The sequence below is a fragment of the Paenibacillus sp. GM1FR genome, assembly GCF_002803315.1.
In the GTDB taxonomy this organism is placed as follows: domain Bacteria; phylum Bacillota; class Bacilli; order Paenibacillales; family Paenibacillaceae; genus Paenibacillus; species Paenibacillus amylolyticus.
In genome coordinates this window covers 1,325,607-1,345,233 of record NZ_MKZL01000011.1, presented here as the reverse complement: position 1 = coordinate 1,345,233, position 19,627 = coordinate 1,325,607, and the positions used below count along the sequence as shown (strand labels likewise).

17 protein-coding genes are annotated in these 19,627 nt (G+C 46.0%); 14 read left to right on the top strand and 3 right to left on the bottom strand.

Annotation, left to right across the window (positions count from 1 at the left end):
• The first annotated feature begins 207 nt into the window (after positions 1–207).
• The 8 genes from PAEAM_RS11675 to PAEAM_RS11640 all read left to right on the top strand — a co-directional run bounded on the left by PAEAM_RS11675 (position 208) and on the right by PAEAM_RS11640 (position 9,188).
• Positions 208–522 carry an ArsR/SmtB family transcription factor gene (locus PAEAM_RS11675; RefSeq protein ID WP_036615511.1) on the top strand — a complete coding sequence of 105 codons (315 nt, stop codon included), beginning with the start codon at positions 208–210 and terminating at the stop codon, positions 520–522.
• On the top strand, positions 519–2,987 hold the full coding sequence (locus tag PAEAM_RS11670) for an FAD-dependent oxidoreductase (RefSeq protein WP_100527606.1): 2,469 nt from the start codon (positions 519–521) through the stop codon (positions 2,985–2,987). Before PAEAM_RS11675 ends, PAEAM_RS11670 begins: the two co-directional genes overlap by 4 nt.
• A gap of 252 nt (positions 2,988–3,239) precedes the next feature.
• Positions 3,240–4,058 carry a MerR family transcriptional regulator gene (locus PAEAM_RS11665; RefSeq protein ID WP_100527677.1) on the top strand — a complete coding sequence of 273 codons (819 nt, stop codon included), beginning with the start codon at positions 3,240–3,242 and terminating at the stop codon, positions 4,056–4,058.
• Positions 4,059–4,082: 24 nt separating this feature from the next.
• Positions 4,083–5,255: an MFS transporter gene (locus tag PAEAM_RS11660; RefSeq protein ID WP_100527605.1), complete on the top strand. Its 1,173-nt coding sequence runs from the start codon at positions 4,083–4,085 to the stop codon at positions 5,253–5,255.
• Between the two features lie 229 nt (positions 5,256–5,484).
• Entirely contained in the window at positions 5,485–6,069 is a 585-nt protein-coding gene (locus PAEAM_RS11655; RefSeq protein ID WP_243391313.1) for a TetR/AcrR family transcriptional regulator, read from the top strand.
• 158 nt (positions 6,070–6,227) lie between these two features.
• A complete protein-coding gene (locus tag PAEAM_RS11650) occupies positions 6,228–7,097 on the top strand; it encodes an NAD(P)-dependent oxidoreductase (protein WP_100527604.1) in 870 nt (289 codons plus the stop codon).
• A 28-nt stretch (positions 7,098–7,125) separates the two neighbouring features.
• Positions 7,126–8,178, top strand: coding sequence for an LLM class flavin-dependent oxidoreductase (locus PAEAM_RS11645; protein WP_036671403.1), 1,053 nt, complete (start codon positions 7,126–7,128; stop codon positions 8,176–8,178).
• Between the two features lie 56 nt (positions 8,179–8,234).
• The gene (locus PAEAM_RS11640; RefSeq protein WP_100527603.1) at positions 8,235–9,188 is read left to right on the top strand and encodes an alpha/beta hydrolase; all 954 of its coding nucleotides are present in this window, start codon (positions 8,235–8,237) and stop codon (positions 9,186–9,188) included.
• Between the two features lie 139 nt (positions 9,189–9,327).
• Here PAEAM_RS11640 and PAEAM_RS32275 read toward each other — a convergent pair whose 3' ends face one another.
• Positions 9,328–9,480 (bottom strand): hypothetical protein, encoded by a 153-nt coding sequence (locus PAEAM_RS32275; RefSeq protein WP_243391333.1) that lies wholly within the window; start codon positions 9,478–9,480, stop codon positions 9,328–9,330.
• Here PAEAM_RS32275 and PAEAM_RS11635 point away from each other — a divergent pair.
• The gene (locus tag PAEAM_RS11635; protein WP_243391331.1) at positions 9,409–9,588 is read left to right on the top strand and encodes an ROK family protein; all 180 of its coding nucleotides are present in this window, start codon (positions 9,409–9,411) and stop codon (positions 9,586–9,588) included. The genes PAEAM_RS32275 and PAEAM_RS11635 overlap by 72 nt on opposite strands.
• 196 nt (positions 9,589–9,784) lie before the next feature.
• On the opposite strand, the gene PAEAM_RS11630 is transcribed toward PAEAM_RS11635, so the two are convergent.
• Positions 9,785–10,594, bottom strand: coding sequence for a helix-turn-helix transcriptional regulator (locus tag PAEAM_RS11630; protein WP_100527602.1), 810 nt, complete (start codon positions 10,592–10,594; stop codon positions 9,785–9,787).
• Positions 10,595–10,729: 135 nt separating this feature from the next.
• On the opposite strand from PAEAM_RS11630, the gene PAEAM_RS11625 reads away from it, so the two are divergent.
• Positions 10,730–12,151 carry a family 43 glycosylhydrolase gene (locus PAEAM_RS11625; protein WP_100527601.1) on the top strand — a complete coding sequence of 474 codons (1,422 nt, stop codon included), beginning with the start codon at positions 10,730–10,732 and terminating at the stop codon, positions 12,149–12,151.
• Between the two features lie 121 nt (positions 12,152–12,272).
• Here PAEAM_RS11625 and PAEAM_RS11620 read toward each other — a convergent pair whose 3' ends face one another.
• Positions 12,273–13,187 (bottom strand): AraC family transcriptional regulator, encoded by a 915-nt coding sequence (locus PAEAM_RS11620; protein WP_100527600.1) that lies wholly within the window; start codon positions 13,185–13,187, stop codon positions 12,273–12,275.
• Between the two features lie 216 nt (positions 13,188–13,403).
• On the opposite strand from PAEAM_RS11620, the gene PAEAM_RS11615 reads away from it, so the two are divergent.
• From PAEAM_RS11615 to PAEAM_RS11600, 4 genes are all read left to right on the top strand, one after another.
• On the top strand, positions 13,404–14,279 hold the full coding sequence (locus PAEAM_RS11615; protein WP_076253160.1) for a fumarylacetoacetate hydrolase family protein: 876 nt from the start codon (positions 13,404–13,406) through the stop codon (positions 14,277–14,279).
• 21 nt (positions 14,280–14,300) lie between these two features.
• Positions 14,301–15,767, top strand: a complete 1,467-nt coding sequence (gucD, locus tag PAEAM_RS11610; RefSeq protein WP_036671416.1) for an alpha-ketoglutaric semialdehyde dehydrogenase GucD — start codon at positions 14,301–14,303, stop codon at positions 15,765–15,767.
• 16 nt (positions 15,768–15,783) lie between these two features.
• Positions 15,784–17,760: a YjhG/YagF family D-xylonate dehydratase gene (locus tag PAEAM_RS11605; protein WP_100527599.1), complete on the top strand. Its 1,977-nt coding sequence runs from the start codon at positions 15,784–15,786 to the stop codon at positions 17,758–17,760.
• 62 nt (positions 17,761–17,822) lie between these two features.
• The gene (locus tag PAEAM_RS11600; protein WP_100527598.1) at positions 17,823–19,439 is read left to right on the top strand and encodes a glycoside hydrolase family 43 protein; all 1,617 of its coding nucleotides are present in this window, start codon (positions 17,823–17,825) and stop codon (positions 19,437–19,439) included.
• Positions 19,440–19,627 lie beyond the last annotated feature (188 nt).

The following is a 19,627-nucleotide window of genomic DNA, read 5'->3' as shown; positions in this document are numbered from 1 at the left end:
TTTTATGAAGAACTGATACAGCATGATTGCCTGTCAAATGTCGCTTTTAGCGGTTTTGGCAGGCATTTTTATCATCCACCTGGAACAAGCCAAAACAGTAGGGTTGAGCGTGTATGGAACTTATTAAACGCATTAACTCCAGAATACATTTGACAGGAGAATCAATAAATCGTATTATTACGATATAACGATTTAGGAGGAATACTTTTGAACACTCCCGCTTTTGACAGCAATAACATTAAACAGTTCGATGAACCAGCTAATCTGCTGAAAGCTTTGTCTCACCCCATTCGTTTATGCATTGTGCGGGGACTGATGATGAAAAAAAAATGTAATGTTTCTTATATGCAGGAATGTCTGGATCTTCCCCAATCTACAGTGTCACAACACCTCCAGAAACTTCGTAGTGCAGGTATTGTTGCTACGGAGCGGAATGGTCTTGAAGTGAACTATGTGCTTGCCGATCAACGGGTTGAACAGATTATCAAAACTTTATTTGAAAAGGATGATTGTGAATCATGAGCAAAAAAGTACTCATTGTTGGCGGTGTAGCTGGAGGTGCATCTGCAGCTGCACGTCTTCGCCGTCTGGATGAACATGCCGAGATTATTATCTTTGAGAAAGGGCCCTACATTTCATTTGCCAATTGTGGTTTGCCTTATTATATAGGTGGCTCAATCGATGATCGAGAGCGTCTGCTGGTGCAAACGCCAAAAGGGATGGCAGATCGCTTTCGTATTGATGTGCGTACAGGAAGTGAGGTCGTGGCTATCGATTCGCAGAAGAGAGTGGTTAAGATACAGTCTCAGGAGCGCGGTGCATATGAAGAAAGCTATGACGAGTTGATATTGTCACCAGGTGCAAAACCGATCATTCCCGATCTGCCGGGCAAGGACAATCCACTAATTTATACCGTACGAAGTATTCCAGATATTGATCGGATCAAAGACCAGGTAAGTTCGTCTAACAACAAGTCTTCGATTGTCATAGGCGGTGGGTTTATAGGCGTGGAAATGGCTGAGAATTTAAAGGAAGCTGGTCTGGATGTAACGTTGATTGAGGGGAACGCACAAGTACTCACACCCTATGATACCGAGTTAGCAGCCGCATTAGCCCAGGAAATGGAGAATCATGGTGTAAACTTGCTGTTTTCCAAACGTGTTCAAGGATTTCATTCCTTAGAGCAGGGCATAGGGGTTGAACTGGCGGATGGTCATGTGTTGACAGCTGACATGGTTATTCTTGCGATAGGCGTAACACCGGACACCTATTTTTTGAAAGATAGCGGCGTTTCGCTGGGTGCACGTGGACATATTATCGTAAATGAAGCTTTAGAAAGCAGTGTGCCACATATCTATGCTGTCGGGGATGCTATCGAAGTAACCGAAACCATTCATGGTACGAAGGCAACGATACCACTTGCCGGACCTGCCAACAAACAAGGCCGTATTGTTGCCGACCGTATCGCAGGGCTTCATTCTACCTATAAAGGAACACAAGGTACGTCCATTATCAAAGTATTTGGAATGACCGCAGCGACGACAGGCAGTAATGAGAAAACACTGCAGCGTCTCGGCGTGGACTATCAAACCGTTATCGTACACCCTGCTTCTCATGCATCGTATTATCCGGGTTCAAGTGCAATTACTCTTAAACTGCTGTTTACTCCGGAAGGCAAAATTTTAGGCGCACAAGCAGTCGGTTATGATGGAGTGGATAAACGAATTGATGATATTGCTGTAGCCATTCATTTTGGAGGACATGTCCGGGATTTAACAGAGCTTGAACTGAGTTACGCGCCTCCTTATTCGTCTGCCAAAGATCCCGTGAATATGGCTGGATATGCAGCAGAGAATATGATTACCGGACGTGTTCAGACGTTCACCTATAATCAACTGGCTGATCGTCAGCCGGGGCAGTCGATACTTCTGGATGTTCGCAGTCAAATCGAGCATCAAAATGGTCATATTCCGGATTCACTCTCTATTCCAGTTGATGAGCTTCGTCAACGTTTAGATGAATTAGACCCATCCAAAGAAATCTGGCTATACTGTCAAGTCGGCTTACGTGGTTACACTGCTTCGCAAATTTTGCGCCAGCATGGTTTTAGTGTAAAAAACTTGAGTGGTGGTTATAAAACATACCGTCAAGCCCAGTTTAAGCCTGCTCCATTTACTGCTGTAAAACAAGAGCAGCATGATCCTGTGATAGACGCAAAGGAAAAGGAGTCTATTCCCACTGCCTTAACACAGCCGCAACGTATTGATCATGAGTTGAACGTATGCGGATTAAGTTGTCCTGGTCCGCTAATTCAGGTTAAGCAGAAAATGGATCAACTCTCAAACGGAGAAACCCTTCGTGTGAAAGCTTCCGATCCAGGATTCTATGAAGATGTCAAAGCATGGGCCACGATGTCGGGTTCCACCATCTTGCAGTTGGAAAGACTGAAAGGCGGTACAATTGAGTCTGTCATTGCTAAAAATACAGCACAACCCGTATCCGATTCCCCCATCAGCGATCCTGCCAGCACGATGGTTGTTTTCAGTGGTGATCTGGATAAAGCGATCGCTTCACTCATTATTGCAAATGGGGCAGCAGCCAGTGGACGGAAAGTAACCCTATTTTTCACGTTTTGGGGATTGAGTATTATTCGTAAGCCGCAACCTCAGAAGTTATCCAAAACTATGATCGGCCGTATGTTTGATATGATGTTACCTCGCGGGAGCCAGAAGCTTGGCATGTCCAAAATGAATATGCTCGGAGCAGGCCCGAAGATGATCCGTGGTTTGATGAAAAAACATCATGTGCCTTCGTTGGAAGAATTGATAGAGAGCGCAATTGCACAAGGAGTAGAGATCGTTGCCTGTCAAATGTCTATGGATTTAATGGGGATACAGCGTGAAGAATTAATAGATCAAGTCAAAATTGGTGGTGTAGGTTACTATCTTGGACAAGCATCACAAGCCAATCATAATCTGTTTATTTAAAAATTAGTAATGCTGAGCAGGATAATTGAATGAGTACCGAAAAGATGCCACGATATGTGGCATTTTTTTGTTCAAAAAAAATGAACGTTTCATTCAGAAACGGTTCTTTGACTTACATTTAACAGCAACATAGAGTGATGACAAGGACGGTGGTTGATTCAGCTAGGCAAATGAGAAGAATATACACCCTTGACTTTCCCCTGTACGGGAAACTATATACTCGCATTATGTTAAAAGATTGGAGATGATATGTTGTTCAAAATCAGTGCGTTTTCCAGGCTAAGTAGAGTCTCATTAAAAACACTGCGTTATTATGACCAGATTGGCATACTTAAGCCGAGAAAGGTAGATCACGATACGGGTTACCGTTACTATTCCGCAGATCAGCTTCTCGAGCTCAACCGAATCTTCATTTATAAAGAATTGGGGTTCACGTTGCCACAAATCACACAGCTGTTACAGGAGCATATTACATTGGAGAATATTCAAGGCATGTTTAAGCTAAAAAGAAGCGAAATTCAGCAGATTATCGATACGGAACAAGCCAAACTCGTCCGGATTGAGGAACGCATGCAGCTTATAGAGGAAGAGGGGCACGTCGAAACTGGACAAGAAATTCGAATCAAAGAGGAGGGTGCTCGGCAGTTTCTTTTTCAGACAGGGTGCGGGAGGGAAGAGGATATCCCGAGTTTATTTCATCAGTTTGACCAGTCATTAACAAAAGAAATGCGCCAACTGATCGACGGACCTCAGGTTGTTTTGTGGAAAGAAATCGCAGGACAAGAGGAAGAATTCGAGTTTGAAATAGGTTACTTCTTAAGCTGTGAGCTGCGATCACCTCCCGACCCATTTCAACTGCGGACTCTTCCTGCCGAGCCCATGATGGCCACCATAGCTTATCGTTCCAATGCCACCTTTGCCTGTAAAGCCTGTGTTCATCTAGCTACATGGATTGAGAAGAATAACTATCAGATCAAGGAGAACGAAGCTGGTAGAGAATTATATTTACCCTTATCTCAAGATCAAGATGTACAGTTTATAGAAATACAAATTCCAATACTAAATAGATAACTAGAGAAGACGGAGTGGATTAAAGTGAAAAATAAATGGATTATATATATCTTGGCATTGGCTGTTTTTCTGATCGGAACCCTTGAATACATTATTACAGGAGTCATAGAAATGATCGCCTCAGACTTGAGCGTATCTACTTCCGAAGTGGGTTTACTGGTGACTGTATTCGCTCTGGCAGCGGCCATTATCGCTCCGATTCTCATTGCAATTACAATAAATATGGATCGCAAGAAGTTACTCTTGTCCGCCCTCAGTGTGTTTATTGTCAGCAACGGACTTATGCTTGTTGACCTTTCTTACGAAACTTTACTATGGGTGCGAATTATTCAAGGGGCTAGCGGAGGAGTGGCTACCGTAGTAGCAATGGCCGTATCGACACGACTGGTTGAAAAAGAAAAAAGGGGCAATGCCATCGGCATCATTTTGATGGGGCTAAGCAGTTCGCTAGTGCTCGGTGTCCCATTGGGCACATTTTTTAGTGAAATGTTTGGATGGAGAGTTCTATTTATATTCATTGGATTGTTAAGTGTTCTTCCATTACTTATTATCTACAAAAAGGTTCCGGCAATCAAAGAGGAAGAAAAGATCACCCTCAGAATGCAACTCTCCATTTTAAAAAATCCACTCATTCTGACTGCCTTGCTTATTACATTATTGTATATCGGCGGCTATTCGACACTGTTCACGTATATTACGCCTTTCTTGCAAGCTACGTCTTCTCTTTCCATGACCGAGATAAGCGGTGTTCTGTTTCTCGCGGGAATTTGCAGCTTTGTCGGATCAAAAGTGGGCGGACAATTGGCAGATGCAAAGGGATCAAAGTTTACAATTTGTCTAGGCCTTCTGTTACAAGGCGTAACTCTTCTTTTGTTTGCTCTAGCTGGAGTTAATCTTATGATGTTAATCTTGGTTTTAATGATTTTTATGTTAGCAACGTGGAGCATATCTCCGGCCCAGCAACTATATCTGGTTACACTGGCACCTCGTAATCCCGACATTGCCCTTAGCGTAAATACGTCGTTTATCCAATTTGGTTTTGCACTGGGATCTGGATTAGGTGGGATTGTGATCAGTCGTACATCTGTCCTGTACTTAAATTGGTTGGGGTTTGGAGCTGTAAGCATTGCTTTACTTCTTGCCATCTTACTATTTAAGAAATCGAGAAGCAGGACTGGAACGCCAGATCCAGTGTAATTTCAGTGATGGGTAATTCTTGCTTATGAGTAAAATAAAAAGAGGATCTCTTCAGCATTCACTGCTCAAGAGATCTTTTTGGTGTATAACAAAGTTAATATTTTTGGAGTTAGATGTAAAATATAGCTCATATATTATTCAATGGATAAATTTTTAATAACGATTAACAACCGGCAAGATTCTTTTCTGGACTGATCAGTTCAGATATGTTATATTTCTGAAACGGGAGGTGTTACTTATCGCCAGGACTAAAGAATTTGACAAAAATCAAGCGTTACACGAAGCGATGCTGTTGTTTTGGAAAAAAGGATACGAGGCTGCTAGTATACCGGATTTACTGGAAGTGATGGGCATTAGCCGATCCAGCCTTTATGATACGTTTTCCGACAAGCAAACCCTGTACAGAGATGCTCTGGAGCATTATAAAAAAGGGAGTTCCAATAAACAGACCATTCTTGACCAAGCGTCCAACGTTAGAGAAGGAATTCTTCAATTTTTTGAGTATCATATTGCTTCAGCATACGATACCAGCCTACCGGGCGGATGTTTTGTAACAAATACAGCAACAACATTGGAGTCACCAGATGAACAGATAAATGTCTTGATACAGACTAGTTTTTCGGATTTGGAACAAGCATTTTGCGAGCTTTTGGAAAAGGGCCAACAATCGGGAGAGATAGATAAAACAACAGATATCAAAACATTGTCTTATTTATTGCTGAATTTACATCAAAGCATAAATATTATGGCCAAAACAGGTCAAAATCCAGAACGTGCAAAAGAGATGATTAGCTTTGTAATTGCAGGGATATAATTTTTTTTAGCAATATTGGAATGATTGTTCCGTTATTATATTCCTCATATTTTGAAGGTGTCATTTGAAGAGTATCTGTAAGACCATAATTTTTTAATCATTCCGGAACATTCATTCCGTTATCGAAACAATCCATCAACAATAAGGAGATGCAACCAATGAAGGTATCGTTTATTGGACTTGGTAATATGGGGCTTCCAATGGCACAAAACCTGTTGAACGCGGGGTATGAATTAGTCATCTTTAATCGGACCCCTGAAAAAGTTGAACCGTTAATAAAACAGGGAGCACGTTATGTCCAAACACCACTAGAGGCAGCGAAAGAAAGCAATCTTGTAATTACCATGTTATCTGATGATGCTGCTTTGAGAGAGATTGTTGAGGAACCAAATGGAGTTCTGAACGGATTATCTGAAAATGGAATTCACGTATCTGCCAGTACGATCAGCGTAGATCTGGCTCGGAAATTATCCGCTTTGCATGCGGAGAGACACCAGCACTTTGTGTCTGCCACCGTAATGGGGCGCCCGGATGAAGCTAAAGCAGCTACATTGCGCATTATTTTAGCTGGTCCTGAACATGCAAGACAACGAGTACTTCCCATGTTAACAGCACTAGGTCAAGAGATATTTGAGATCGGGGATCGTGGCGAAGAAGGTAACATTGTCAAAATAGGCGTTAACTTTCTAATTGCTTCAATGCTGGAAGCTTTGTCGGAAGCGCAGCTCATGGTTGAAAAGCACGGCATTAAGCCGTCCCGATATATGGATGTTGTGAATGCTCTTTTTCAATCTCCGGTATATCAGAACTATGGCGCGATCATGACCGAACAGCGGTTTGAACCAGCCGGTTTTAATATGAAGCTCGGGTTAAAGGATGTTGCATTAGCTATCGAAGCAGCCAAGTCAGTTCAAGCTCCACTACCTTTAGGTCAGCTTATTCATCAACACCTCTCTGAAGGAATTACCCATGGTTATGGTGAGTTGGATTGGACGGCTTTAATCCGTTGTCTTGAGCATTCCTCTTAAGGAAAGAAAATCTAAGGAGAGATTAATTATGGAAATAGGTGTTACTTCATTCGTAGAAACAAAGCCTGATACTAAGACCGGAGTTGTGATGAGTCACGCACAGCGATTGCGAGAAGTCGTGGAAGAAATCGTCCTTGCAGATCAGGTAGGACTTGATGTGTTTGGCATAGGTGAGCATCATCGTGATGATTATGCAGCATCTTCACCAGCAATGGTGTTGTCCGCTGCCGCGCCCCTCACAAAACGGATTCGATTGACAAGTGCTGTGACGGTCCTATCTTCAGCAGATCCTGTCCGTGTGTTTCAGGATTTTGCCACGCTTGACGGTCTCTCCAATGGACGTGCCGAGATTATAGCGGGTCGAGGTTCCTTCATTGAGTCCTTTCCACTGTTTGGTTATAACCTGCATGACTACGAGGATTTATTTAATGAAAACATTGAATTGCTTCTTAAATTACGGGAATCCGAGAAAGTAACATGGAATGGAGGCCATCGACCAGCGATACATAATCTGGGGGTATACCCGCGGCCTGTTCAGAATTCTATACCTGTATGGATTGGTAGCGGAGGTACTCAGGAGTCTGCCATACGTGCTGGAATTCTAGGTCTGCCACTAGTTCTGGCAATTATCGGTGGTAATCCAACGAAATTTGCGCCACTTGTAGAACTGTATAAAAAGGCGGCAACTCATGCTGGTCATGATGTATCACAGCTTCGGGTAGGTTCACATTCTATCGGATTTGTTGCAGAAGATACGGAAAAAGCCGCAGAACTCTTTTTCCCGTCCACTCAGTACGGCATGAATAAACTCGGCAAAGAGCGGGGGTGGGCATATTACGATCGTTCCAGCTATGACGCTGCCCGCAGCTCTGATGGTGCGTTGTATGTAGGGGACCCGGAAACAGTTGCTCAAAAAATTATTCATCTGCGCAAGCATGTAGGAATTACACGTTTCATGATGTATGTTCCCTTAAGCACGATGCCACATGAGTTGGTAATGCAGGCTATAGAACTGCTCGGTAAAGAGGTTGCACCGCGAGTACGAGAGGAAATTTCCAAGTGGGAAGCTGAAATGAGATAAGGATTAACTAAAAAACATAAATGAACGAATTCATTATTATATTTGGAGGAATTATCATGAGTATTGAGACACGTATATTACCAGAATTAAGAGAGGTATATTCACAATTTCCAGGGTTTGAATTGGAGAAAAATTTAGAGTGGAGCAGAAACTTAGTATCGGCTGCATCGGTGAAAAAATCAGAGCATGTAAACACAACTAGCCGGAAAATTCCGAGGGATGGAGGTGAGATGCTGGTCAAAATTTATGAGCCAGCCGAACGAACGAATGATTTACTACCAGCCATGTTATGGATTCATGGGGGTGGGTACGTGTTAGGACATCCAGATATGGACGACAAATTGTGCGAACGTTTTGTTCAGACAGCAGAATGTATTGTCGTATCAGTCGATTATAGGCTCGCTCCTGAGCACCCTTATCCTGCGGGGATTGAAGATTGTTATGCTGGATTGGTATGGATGACGGAGGAGGCCGCATTGCTTGGCATTGATGTGAATCGGGTTGCGATTGCCGGTGCTAGCGGTGGCGGAGGACTGACAGCAGCACTCGCGCTGATGGCACGTGATAAAGGAGGTCCGTCTATTATCTTCCAAATGCCATTGTATCCGATGTTAGATAATCGTAACATCACGCCATCTAGTCATGAGATTACAGAAGAGGGTTCAATCTGGAACCGAACGGACAACGTGGCTGCTTGGAATATGTACCTTGGTGAGGAGAACGATATCAGTGGAAGTTCTTCTTATGCAATACCTTCGAGAGCAGAGAGCTTGGCCGGATTGCCACCAGCCTATACTTGTGTAGGTCAGCTCGATCTATTCCGAGACGAGACGATGGAGTATGTGGCACGATTAGCACAAGCAGGTGTGGATGTAGAATTTCACCTCTATCCAGGTTGCTTCCACCTTTTCGAAATTCTTGCTCCAGAAACAGAAGTGAGTCAACGTACTGTTAAGGGTTATATGGATGCAATGGCTCGTGCTCTTCATCCCAATAGAACCCTTAATTAAGGATTGATGAATCAGAACCTTTTAAGTTAAAGAAAATTTATAATAGGAAACTTTATGTCAGAAGAAGTCACTAAATTAGTGACTTCTTTTGTTTGGAGATATAAGTATAGATAAATAATCCAAAAAGTTCGAAATGGGGTTAAGCTCCAGGATTCCAATCAGGAAGACTCTTGGATTTGGTCTTTCCAATGTAATCAATCTGTTCAATCCAGAAGTGATTATTGTTGGTGGAGGAAAGTCGGCAGCCGGTGACCGCTTGCTGAATACAGTACGTGACACGGTTAAAAATCATGCATTGCATCTCTCATCCGGTGTATGTCCTATCGTACAAGCAAAGTTAGGTGGGCAAGCAGGAATGATCGGCGCGGCTGCATATGCAAAAAATAAGATGCCATTATAAGGTATCACAATATGATAATTGATCAATCATGCTTGAGAATATGTCATTGCATCATACAGTCTAAAACCTTAACTTAAAATGACAGCAGAGAACGCTAACAACCTCGATGACGTTTATACCGATTGAATGGCTAAGGTATGTGTAAACGCCCATTGGACAGAGTGGGAATTTTTCCATTGATCTAAGTACATCCCCCTTAAAAGTGAGATTTATATCCCAACTCTGTTAAGTCAGCCGGGACACCTTCACGTCGTTTATGAAACTGTTTGGGCGAGGAACCGGTCATTTGTTTGAACTGCCTGCAAAAATGCTCGACATTACGGTAACCGCATCGATCGGCAATCTCTGCAACCGTATACAAATGATGTCTGAGATATTCTTTGGCCAGACGTATTCTGCTATGAATAACATCCTCCATACATGAGAGGCCAAACGATTTCTTGTACATCAACTGCAAGTACCCCGGACTGACGTTTATGATCTTCGCCATTTCTGATATTGTCCAAGGATGGCTGGGATGGTTATGAATTGCCGTTCGAAGCTTCAACAGAGGATAGTGCTGAGGACTAATATCCTCTTGGACACAAGACTCAAGCAATTTATTGAACAACGTTCGCAGCAGGCAATTGATGGATGATTCCCGGTAATCGTTCTGAAAAGAATGCTCTGCAACAAGCAATTGGAACAGCTTATGACAGTATTCCGGATCATCCAGTGGGAAAGGTGTGCCTGGCGGAAGGGAGGTATCGGTTACAAACGGTTCATCACTTTCAAAACGAATCCAATCATTTATATAGCGCTCTGAACAAGCCCGATAATATATTTTTTGATACGGTTTGAAAAGTACAGCACAATGAGCCGGGTATTCCTTAAGTTGTCCATCAACCCAAAACTGGGCAGGGGTATGTGTAATGACTAATAACCAGGCATCATGTCCTTCAGGGATATCAAAAACAAAATGATTCTGATGTACCGCGTCACATTCAACGTAAAAAATAGATGTCATGGTTCTTCCCCTTTATCTTTAAGTTGTAGAAAAGAATAACCCATACTCTACTTAAGCTATTTTCTATTATACGAGAGTTATCTTTATTTCATAGAACGAATGTACTATTACGATGATATGAGGAGTGTAGCTGGAATGAACAAGCAGGGGTTCAACCCATATCTTCCATCCTGGGAGTACGTACCTGATAGTGAGCCTTATGTATTCAATGAAAGAGTGTATGTGTATGGTTCACATGACCGTTTTAACGGACATGCCTTCTGTCTGAACGATTATGTATGCTGGTCTGCACCCGTGAATGACCTTGGGAATTGGAGAAATGAAGGGGTGATCTACCGAAAAACAGATGACCCGCTGAATCCGAATGGCCATATGTGTTTATATGCGCCAGATGTTACGCTGGGTCCCGATGGGCGGTATTATCTGTATTATGTGCTGGATAAGGTACCCGTTGTTTCGGTGGCTGTATGTGATGCACCTGCCGGTAAATATGAATTCTATGGTTATGTACAATATGACGACGGCACTCGTCTGGGCGAAAGAGAAGGGGACGAGCCCCAGTTCGATCCCGGCGTGATGACTGAAGGACAGCACACTTATCTGTATACCGGCTTCTGTGCGGCCGGAGACCAATCAAGACATGGCGCGATGGCCACGATGCTAGGTCCGGATATGCTGACGATTGTGGAAGAACCCATATTCGTAGCACCGAGCGAGCCTTACAGTGAGGGCAGCGGTTATGAGGGCCATGAATTTTTTGAGGCTCCTTCCATCCGGAAGAGAGGTGATACCTACTATCTGGTGTATTCCTCCATCGTTATGCATGAATTATGTTATGCCACCAGTCGATTTCCAAATAAAGGATTTACATATCAGGGCGTCATCGTAAGCAACTGTGATCTCCATATCGACTCCTACAAACCTGCTGACAAACCCATGTATTATGGAGGCAATAACCATGGCAGCATTGTGGAGATCAACGGAGACTGGTATGTCTTCTATCACCGTCATACCAATGGGGACGCATTCAACCGGCAGGGCTGTATTGAGAAGATATCTTTTGAAGAGGACGGCAGCATTCCTCAGGTGGAAATGACCTCCTCTGGTCCAAGTGGGAGACCGCTTGAAGGAAAAGGCGAGTACCCCGCATATCTTGCATGTAATCTTTTGACCAAAGATGATCAGAAGTACACTGGAGGTTTCGGGGCTGGAGCCTGGCTGGACAGCCGCTTTCCAAAGATCACCCAGGATGGTAGAGACGGTGATGAAGAAGTCGGATATATCGCCAATATGGTTGAATCCGCAACGGCAGGTTTTAAATACTTTGATTGCCGAGGAATTCGCCAGGTCTCGATCAAGGTACGAGGATATTGTCACGGGGTATTTGAGGTCAAAACCGCATGGAACGGTCCTGTCCTGGGTACAATCCCGGTACATTTCACCAATCATTGGCAACCATATTCAGTCGAGATGACCATTCCGGATGGTATACAGGCTTTGTATTTTACGTACAGAGGTTCTGGAAGTGCAAGCCTTGCATCATTTATTTTAGCGTAATCCTCAAACACATGATCTGAGCAATCCAGACAAAACAAAGCAGCTGCTGTTATCCAGTAGCTGTTTTGTTGACCGATCAGCCTATGCGGCTCAGACAATTGGGGTTTTTATGATTAAACTTTTAGTCATCTGCAACGTTGGCTTCTCCAGCCTGCTGCGAATGGCTGCGATATTCGCTTGGCGCGATGCCTGTCCACCGCTTGAATTGGCGGCTGAAATGCGCATTGGTCTTATACCCCAGCATCATCGCAATATGGTCTATGTTCAGGTCGGTTTGCTTTAACAACCGCTGCGCTTCGTTCAGAAGGGTTTCGGATAGAAACTTGCGTGGAGCGATGCCGTACACCTGCCGAAAAATACGATTAACCTGTGACGGGCTAATGCTCAGCGACTTGGCAATGTCCTGAATCCAGGTTCGATCGCTCTCCTGAATTTCCCCGTGAAGATGGATATATCTTACCGAATCCTCAATGTGCTCAGCAATCTGATGAGCAATGGTTTCTTTTCTCGACAACGTAACGGAAGCTTGCTGAGATAACTGACCGACCAGGGAACCGAGCAGTTCAAACACGGCCGCGTGTACCTTCATTTGTTTGGAGGAAGTTAGCGAGCTAGACAAATGCTCTGTAGCCAAACCATACAAGGTAGACAGGGAAGGGGAGAGCCCCAGAGCCAAATTCGAATTTGCCGGATAATAGATGTCTTTGCAACGGTTAAGTTCTCTGCAAAAGGATGTATCGTGTATGCTGAAATGCACGGAAAAATAAGTAAACCCCTCCGGTCCGGCTCCGGTGCAAGAGTGGGTCATACCAGGCCGGATGAACAGAAGGTCACCAACCGACTGACGATAAGACTGCCCGTTGACAACCATGTTCATCTGCCCGTCCATCATCCAGTGCACTTCATACATTGAATGTTCATGAGACGGATAAGTCCAGCTGGAATCTACTTTTCTTGCATGCAGCCCCAATAATTGAAAAGACATGCTAACATCGGGTAGACGACCTAAATACACAGCATCCGAAAGCTTGGTCACAGCAAACCAACCCCCTTGTACTATTCTATATACCAACATCCTGTCATCGGATTGTCCTCGTAAATTATCTTTAGTTTAATGGATCTAACCTCATCTTAACAGAAAAAAATGCGTGAAAAGGGTAAATCGTCGGAGTGATTAGAACATCGTCATGAACCATAGCGGGTGCTATGGTAGTATTATCAACCCGATGGGGAAAAATGGAGGCAAGCTTGAATGAGAATTATTCGATTTCTGGACGGACAACAGAAGTGGCTGGCAGCCGTTACGGATGATGAACAAGCGTATCGTTTGCCACAAGCAGATTTTATGACTTTGATCTATCAAGCAAGAAAGCAGGGGATTTCTCCAGTTCAACTTGTTGAAAGCGCTTTTAAACCGTTAAACAAGTTAACTGACGATTGGACTTCCTTACATCTACTCACTCCATTGGAAGCTCCGGAAGTATGGGCCGCGGGTGTGACTTATCAGCGCAGCCGGGAAGCGCGAAATTATGAAGCAACGGAAGGCAAGCTGGATGCAAAGACCTTTTACGATAAAGTTTATGATGCCGAAAGGCCGGAGATCTTTTTTAAATCTACAGCAGCCCGCACCATCGGGCCCAATGAGGCTGTCACACTTCGCAGCGATTCCAATTGGCAGATCCCGGAGCCTGAGCTGGGGTTGGTGCTTGCCGCGGATGGCAGCATTGTGGGATACATCGTTGGTAATGACATGAGCTGCCGCGATATTGAAGGGGAGAATCCGCTGTATCTACCGCAAGCAAAAATGTGGCGCAATTCCTGCTCGATAGGGCCAGCCATTCGTCTAGCGGAAACGGTGCAAAATCCATATGCGTTCAACATTGTCTGCGAAATATATCGCGAAGGTGAAATAGTTGTCAAAAGCGAGGCAAGCACAAGTGAGTTAAACCGAAAACTCGATGAGCTGGTCTCTTTTCTGGCCAGAGATAACGATCTCTTTGACGGTACGGTGTTATTAACAGGCACAAGCATCGTGCCACCCAATGATTTTACACTTGCACCCGGGGACCGCATTGAAATATCCATTAGCGATATCGGGACACTTATTAATCCAGTCATTTCAAACTAATGTACAAGGAGGATGAATGCAATGACCACATTTCAGGTAGAGCAGACATACAGCAATTACATTAACGGAGAATGGGTGAAGGCGACATCCGGTGAAACCGAACCGAGCATCAACCCGGCGAATCGGAAGGAGGTAGTTGGCTACGTACCCACCTCAGGCGTAGAGGATCTGAACCGGGCTGTTGCAGCCGCGAAGGAAGCAGCAAAAGATTGGCGGAGGTTATCGGGCGCGGAACGCGGAAACTATCTATTTCAAGCAGCCAATGTGCTGGAACGCCGGGCCGATGAAGTTGCAGAGGCGATGACCAGGGAAATGGGCAAAACACTCCCAGAAGCTAAAGGAGAGACACTGCGCGGTGTAGCAATCTTAAGGTATTACGCCGGAGAAGGCATGCGAAAAACCGGGGATGTCATTCCATCAACGGACAGCGAAGCACTGATGTTTACGACTCGCGTACCCCTTGGCGTTGTTGGGGTTATTGCTCCTTGGAATTTCCCGGTAGCCATTCCGATTTGGAAAACGGCTCCGGCCTTGATTTACGGCAATACGGTTGTGTTGAAGCCTGCTCAGGAAACTGCGGTCACTGCGGCTAAAGTAATGGAGTGTTTTGAAGAGGCGGGCATTCCGGCAGGCGTTCTTAATCTGGTATGCGGCAGAGGCTCAGTGATCGGATCTGCACTTGCTGAGCATCCGGATGTGGGCGGAATAACGTTCACAGGTTCCAATGAAGTGGGCAAACGGGTCGGCGGCGCAGCACTGGCACGTGGGGCCAAGTATCAACTTGAAATGGGTGGGAAAAACCCGATTATTATCGCGGCTGACGCTGACCTGGATTTGGCTGTGGAAGCCACGATCAGCGGTGGGTTGAAATCGACCGGGCAAAAATGTACGGCCACCAGCAAGGTCATTATTGAACGAAAAGTATACGATGCCTTCAAAGAAAAGCTGCTCTCGCAAATCCAGGAAATTCGGCTGGGTGACGGCATGTCTTCTGGAAGCTGGATGGGTCCATGTGCAAGCGAAGGACAGCTCAATACCGTGCTGAGTTATATTCAAAAAGGCCAAGATGAAGGTGCCGTTCTGCTCACTGGTGGAAAAAGAGGGGACGGTCCGGGATTAGAAGAGGGATTCTATGTGCAGCCGACCGTATTTGAAGGGGTCGAATCCCATATGTCCATCGCCCGGGAAGAAATTTTTGGCCCGGTTCTGGCCTTGATTGCGGTAGATTCCCTGGAGGAAGCCATCGAAGCGGCTAATGATAGCGATTATGGCTTGAGTGCTTCCATCTATACACAGAACGTCGGAGCCATGTTGTCTTTCATCCGGGACATGGATGCAGGACTGGTCAGAATTAATGCAGAAACAGCCGGCGTAGAGCTGCAGGCTCCGTTTGGCGGAATGAAGATGTCAAGTTCACACTCCAGAGAACAGGGGCAAGCGGCTATCGAGTTTTTCACGGCCATCAAAACGGTCTTTGTGAAGTCATAAACTGTGGGAGGCTATCATGTACGAACAGATTACGTCGATTATGGGAGAGACCGCGTCCAACTGCTTCGATATCATAGCACATGCTCCAGGGGCTGCCGGACGTCTGCCTTTAACGGATGATTTGCTGCGGAATGCTCCAAGCGGCGACTTGTTCGGCATGTCCCAGAATGTTGGAATGGGCTGGAAGCCCGGGGAATTGAACGGAAAACAATTTCTGATCTTGAGTACACAAGGTGGCATACGCAATGAAGACGGCAGCCCGGCAGCACTCGGTTACCATACCGGCCACTGGGAGGTCGGCCTGCTGATGAAGGCTGCCGCAGAAGAACTGTCAAGCCGGGGAGGAATCCCGTTTGCTGGATATGTCAGCGATCCGTGTGACGGCAGATCACAGGGGACAACCGGCATGTTTGACTCGCTTCCGTACCGGAACGATGCCGCTATGGTATTTCGCAGACTGATTCGCTCGCTGCCAACTCGTAAAGGCGTGCTTGGTGTCGCCACTTGTGACAAAGGTCTTCCAGCGATGATGCTCGCACTTGCCGGCATGCCGCAATTGCCTGGTGTAATCGTTCCCGGTGGCGTCACACTTCCGCCTACCGATGGAGAGGATGCCGGTAAAATTCAGACCATCGGTGCACGGTACGTCAACGGGGAACTTTCTCTGGAAATGGCTTCGGATTTAGGATGTCGAGCTTGTGCTACACCGGGAGGAGGCTGTCAGTTTCTAGGTACCGCGGCTACGGCCCAGGTTGTAGCAGAGGCACTGGGTATGACAGTGCCACATGCCGCGCTTGCACCTTCCGGGCAGCCCATCTGGTTTGAAATGGCGCGCCAATCGTCACGTGCACTCATCCATATGGAGTCACAGGGGATGAGGATGGCAAACATTGTCACTGATGCATCCATTCGCAATGCGATGACCGTTCATGCTGCGTTTGGCGGATCGACCAATCTGCTTCTTCACATACCGGCGATTGCCCATGCCGCCGGTTTAACCGTACCCACGGTACAGGACTGGATACAGGTCAACAAAAATGTTCCAAGGCTGGTTAGCGCCCTGCCAAACGGACCGATCTTTTATCCGACCATACGTGTCTTTCAGGCAGGAGGTGTACCGGAGGTCATGCTACACCTCAGACAGCTTGGTCTGTTGGATGAGTCTGTACCAACGGTTACAGGTACTTCATTGGGTCAGGTACTGGAATGGTGGGAATCGTCGGAACGCCGTCATCTCATGCGGAAGCAGTTAAAAGAGCAGGACGGCATCGATCCGGACAGTGTCATCATGAGTGTAGAACACGCTCAGCGGCTTGGAATCTCATCGACTGTAACATTTCCAACCGGGAATATCGCTCCAGAAGGTTCTGTCATCAAATCCACCTCTATTGATCCTGCTGTACTGGATGAGCATGGCGTATACCGTCATCGTGGCAGAGCAAAGGTGTTTACCACTGAACGTGAGGCGATCCATGCGATTAAGACCGGAGGTATTCTGGCTGGCGACGTTGTTGTGCTTCTCGGGCGAGGTCCATCGGGAACTGGAATGGAGGAGACGTACCAGCTTACATCTGCGCTTAAACATTTGCCTTTTGGCAAATACGTGTCACTGATTACGGATGCCCGGTTCTCGGGTGTTTCCACCGGAGCATGTATTGGTCATGTTGGCCCCGAAGCGCTGGCAGGCGGACCGATTGGCAAGCTGCGGAACGGAGACCTGATTGACATCGCGGTTGATCGTAACACGCTGGAGGGTAGCATTAACTTTGTCGGAGAAGGCGAATTGGAGTTTTCACCGGAGGAAGGTGCTCTCATCCTGGCACAAAGGCCCTTTCATCCAGATATGAGGCCTGATGAGGCTTTGCCGGATGATACAAAGCTCTGGGCTGCATTGCAATCGGTCAGCGGTGGGACTTGGAGAGGGAATGTATATGATGTCGAGCGGATCATAACCGCCCTGGAAGCCGGCAAAAAAGCGCTAGGCTGGTACTGATATCTACCTTTCGTGAATCTGCTGTTGTACAGATCATTACTTTCATACCGGAGGTTTCTTCCATGAATAAGATCAAGAAAATGATCACCAATCCCATCCTGCCCGGTTTCCATCCCGATCCGTCCATCTGCCGAGCAGGGGAGGACTATTATATCGCCACTTCCACCTTTGAATGGTTCCCTGGTGTACGGATTCACCATTCCCGGTATCTGGTTCATTGGCGGCCCATCGCTTCTCCGCTGACTCGTGTAACGCAGTTGAACATGGAGGGCAACATTAATTCCGGAGGCGTATGGGCACCCTGTCTTAGTTACAACAACGGTGTGTTTTACCTGATATACACCGATGTCAAAAGCCGGGTAGGCGCTTTTAAAGATACCCACAATTACCTTGTGACAGCAACGGATATCGAGGGACCTTGGTCCGAGCCGGTTTATCTGAACAGCAGCGGTTTTGATCCTTCCCTGTTTCATGATGAAGACGGACGTAAATGGCTGGTCAATATGATATGGGATCACCGTAAGGGCAAAAACCGGTTTGCAGGCATCGTTCTTCAGGAATATTCCGTCCAAGAACATAAGCTGATCGGACCGGCCGTTAACATATTTAAGGGAACAGAATTAGGCCTGACCGAAGCACCCCACCTGTATAAACACAACGACTATTATTATCTCATTACGGCTGAAGGTGGAACCGGTTATGAGCATGCGGTTACCGCAGCACGTTCCCGTACGTTACAAGGTCCTTATGAGGTCGATCCTGTCAATCCGATCCTCACTTCATACGGCAGACCAGATTTAGCTCTGCAAAAGGCAGGCCACGGTAGTCTGGTCAAAACGCATACCGGCGAATGGTACATGGCTCATCTGGTCGGACGACCCGTTCATCACAAATATTGCATTCTTGGACGTGAGACTGCACTTCAGCCATGTACGTGGAGTGAGGACGGCTGGCTGAGACTTGCGAGCGGTGACCGATATCCGGAGGTTCAGGTGCCTGCACCGATGATCCAGTCCCATCCGTTTGAGCCGATTGCTGAAATGGATGACTTTGATCACTTTGAGCTTCGGCATGATTGGAATACACTTCGCATTCCACCCGATTCGACTTGGCTCAGCTTGACGGAACGTCCCGGTTACTTACGATTGCACGGCATGGAGTCGATGAGTTCAACGCACAGGCAAAGCATGATCGCACGTAGACTTCAGGCCTTGAAGTGTGAAGCCGAGACGTGTCTGGAATTTGCGCCGGACCATCCACAGCAAATGGCCGGATTGATTTTGTACTACGATACCCAGGACTATCTCTACTTACGTGTAACTTATCATGAGGAGAAAGGGCTCTGCCTGGGGATCATTCAGTCCAAATACGGGGTATACGACGAACTGCTGGAGGATATTCCGCTAGAGTTGGTGAGCACGCTCCGTTTAAAGGCTGTGGTGGATCAAGATCGCGCCCGCTTTTATTATGCGTTAAATAGTGATTCATCCTGGAATACAGCAGGCGAGTGGGTTGATATCACACATCTGTCCGATGAATCTCCGGAGTATATCCGGTTTACGGGAACCTATATCGGTCTTTGTGTGCAGGATCTAGGTGGAACCCGAAAACATGCCGATTTTGATTACTTTATGTATAAAGAAACAAAGCATGCAGCTGGTGTATTGGAAAACATGTGACGGTCTTTTTGGAAGGAGCAGAGGACCATGAAATGAAATTGGGTAGTATAGCAGCAGAATAGAGGAATACATGCTCACAGAAGAAATGGATGATGGGATAGTGCGGGGCGGTAAGGCTGCGTGGAATTGTGACGATTCTGCTGGGGCTGGACTTCGAGACACTTCGTACATTAACATAGATGGAGTGA

What these genes read in the sequence shown, in the direction of transcription:
- PAEAM_RS11670 (WP_100527606.1), top strand. Translation starts at nt 519, where the DNA reads ATGAGCAAAAAAGTACTCATTGTTGGCGGTGTAGCTGGAGGTGCATCT.
- PAEAM_RS11650 (WP_100527604.1), top strand. Translation starts at nt 6,228, where the DNA reads ATGAAGGTATCGTTTATTGGACTTGGTAATATGGGGCTTCCAATGGCA.
- PAEAM_RS11645 (WP_036671403.1), top strand. Translation starts at nt 7,126, where the DNA reads ATGGAAATAGGTGTTACTTCATTCGTAGAAACAAAGCCTGATACTAAG.
- PAEAM_RS11640 (WP_100527603.1), top strand. Translation starts at nt 8,235, where the DNA reads ATGAGTATTGAGACACGTATATTACCAGAATTAAGAGAGGTATATTCA.
- PAEAM_RS32275 (WP_243391333.1), bottom strand. Translation starts at nt 9,480, where the DNA reads ATGATTTTTAACCGTGTCACGTACTGTATTCAGCAAGCGGTCACCGGC.
- PAEAM_RS11630 (WP_100527602.1), bottom strand. Translation starts at nt 10,594, where the DNA reads ATGACATCTATTTTTTACGTTGAATGTGACGCGGTACATCAGAATCAT.
- PAEAM_RS11625 (WP_100527601.1), top strand. Translation starts at nt 10,730, where the DNA reads ATGAACAAGCAGGGGTTCAACCCATATCTTCCATCCTGGGAGTACGTA.
- PAEAM_RS11615 (WP_076253160.1), top strand. Translation starts at nt 13,404, where the DNA reads ATGAGAATTATTCGATTTCTGGACGGACAACAGAAGTGGCTGGCAGCC.
- gucD (WP_036671416.1), top strand. Translation starts at nt 14,301, where the DNA reads ATGACCACATTTCAGGTAGAGCAGACATACAGCAATTACATTAACGGA.
- PAEAM_RS11605 (WP_100527599.1), top strand. Translation starts at nt 15,784, where the DNA reads ATGTACGAACAGATTACGTCGATTATGGGAGAGACCGCGTCCAACTGC.
- PAEAM_RS11600 (WP_100527598.1), top strand. Translation starts at nt 17,823, where the DNA reads ATGAATAAGATCAAGAAAATGATCACCAATCCCATCCTGCCCGGTTTC.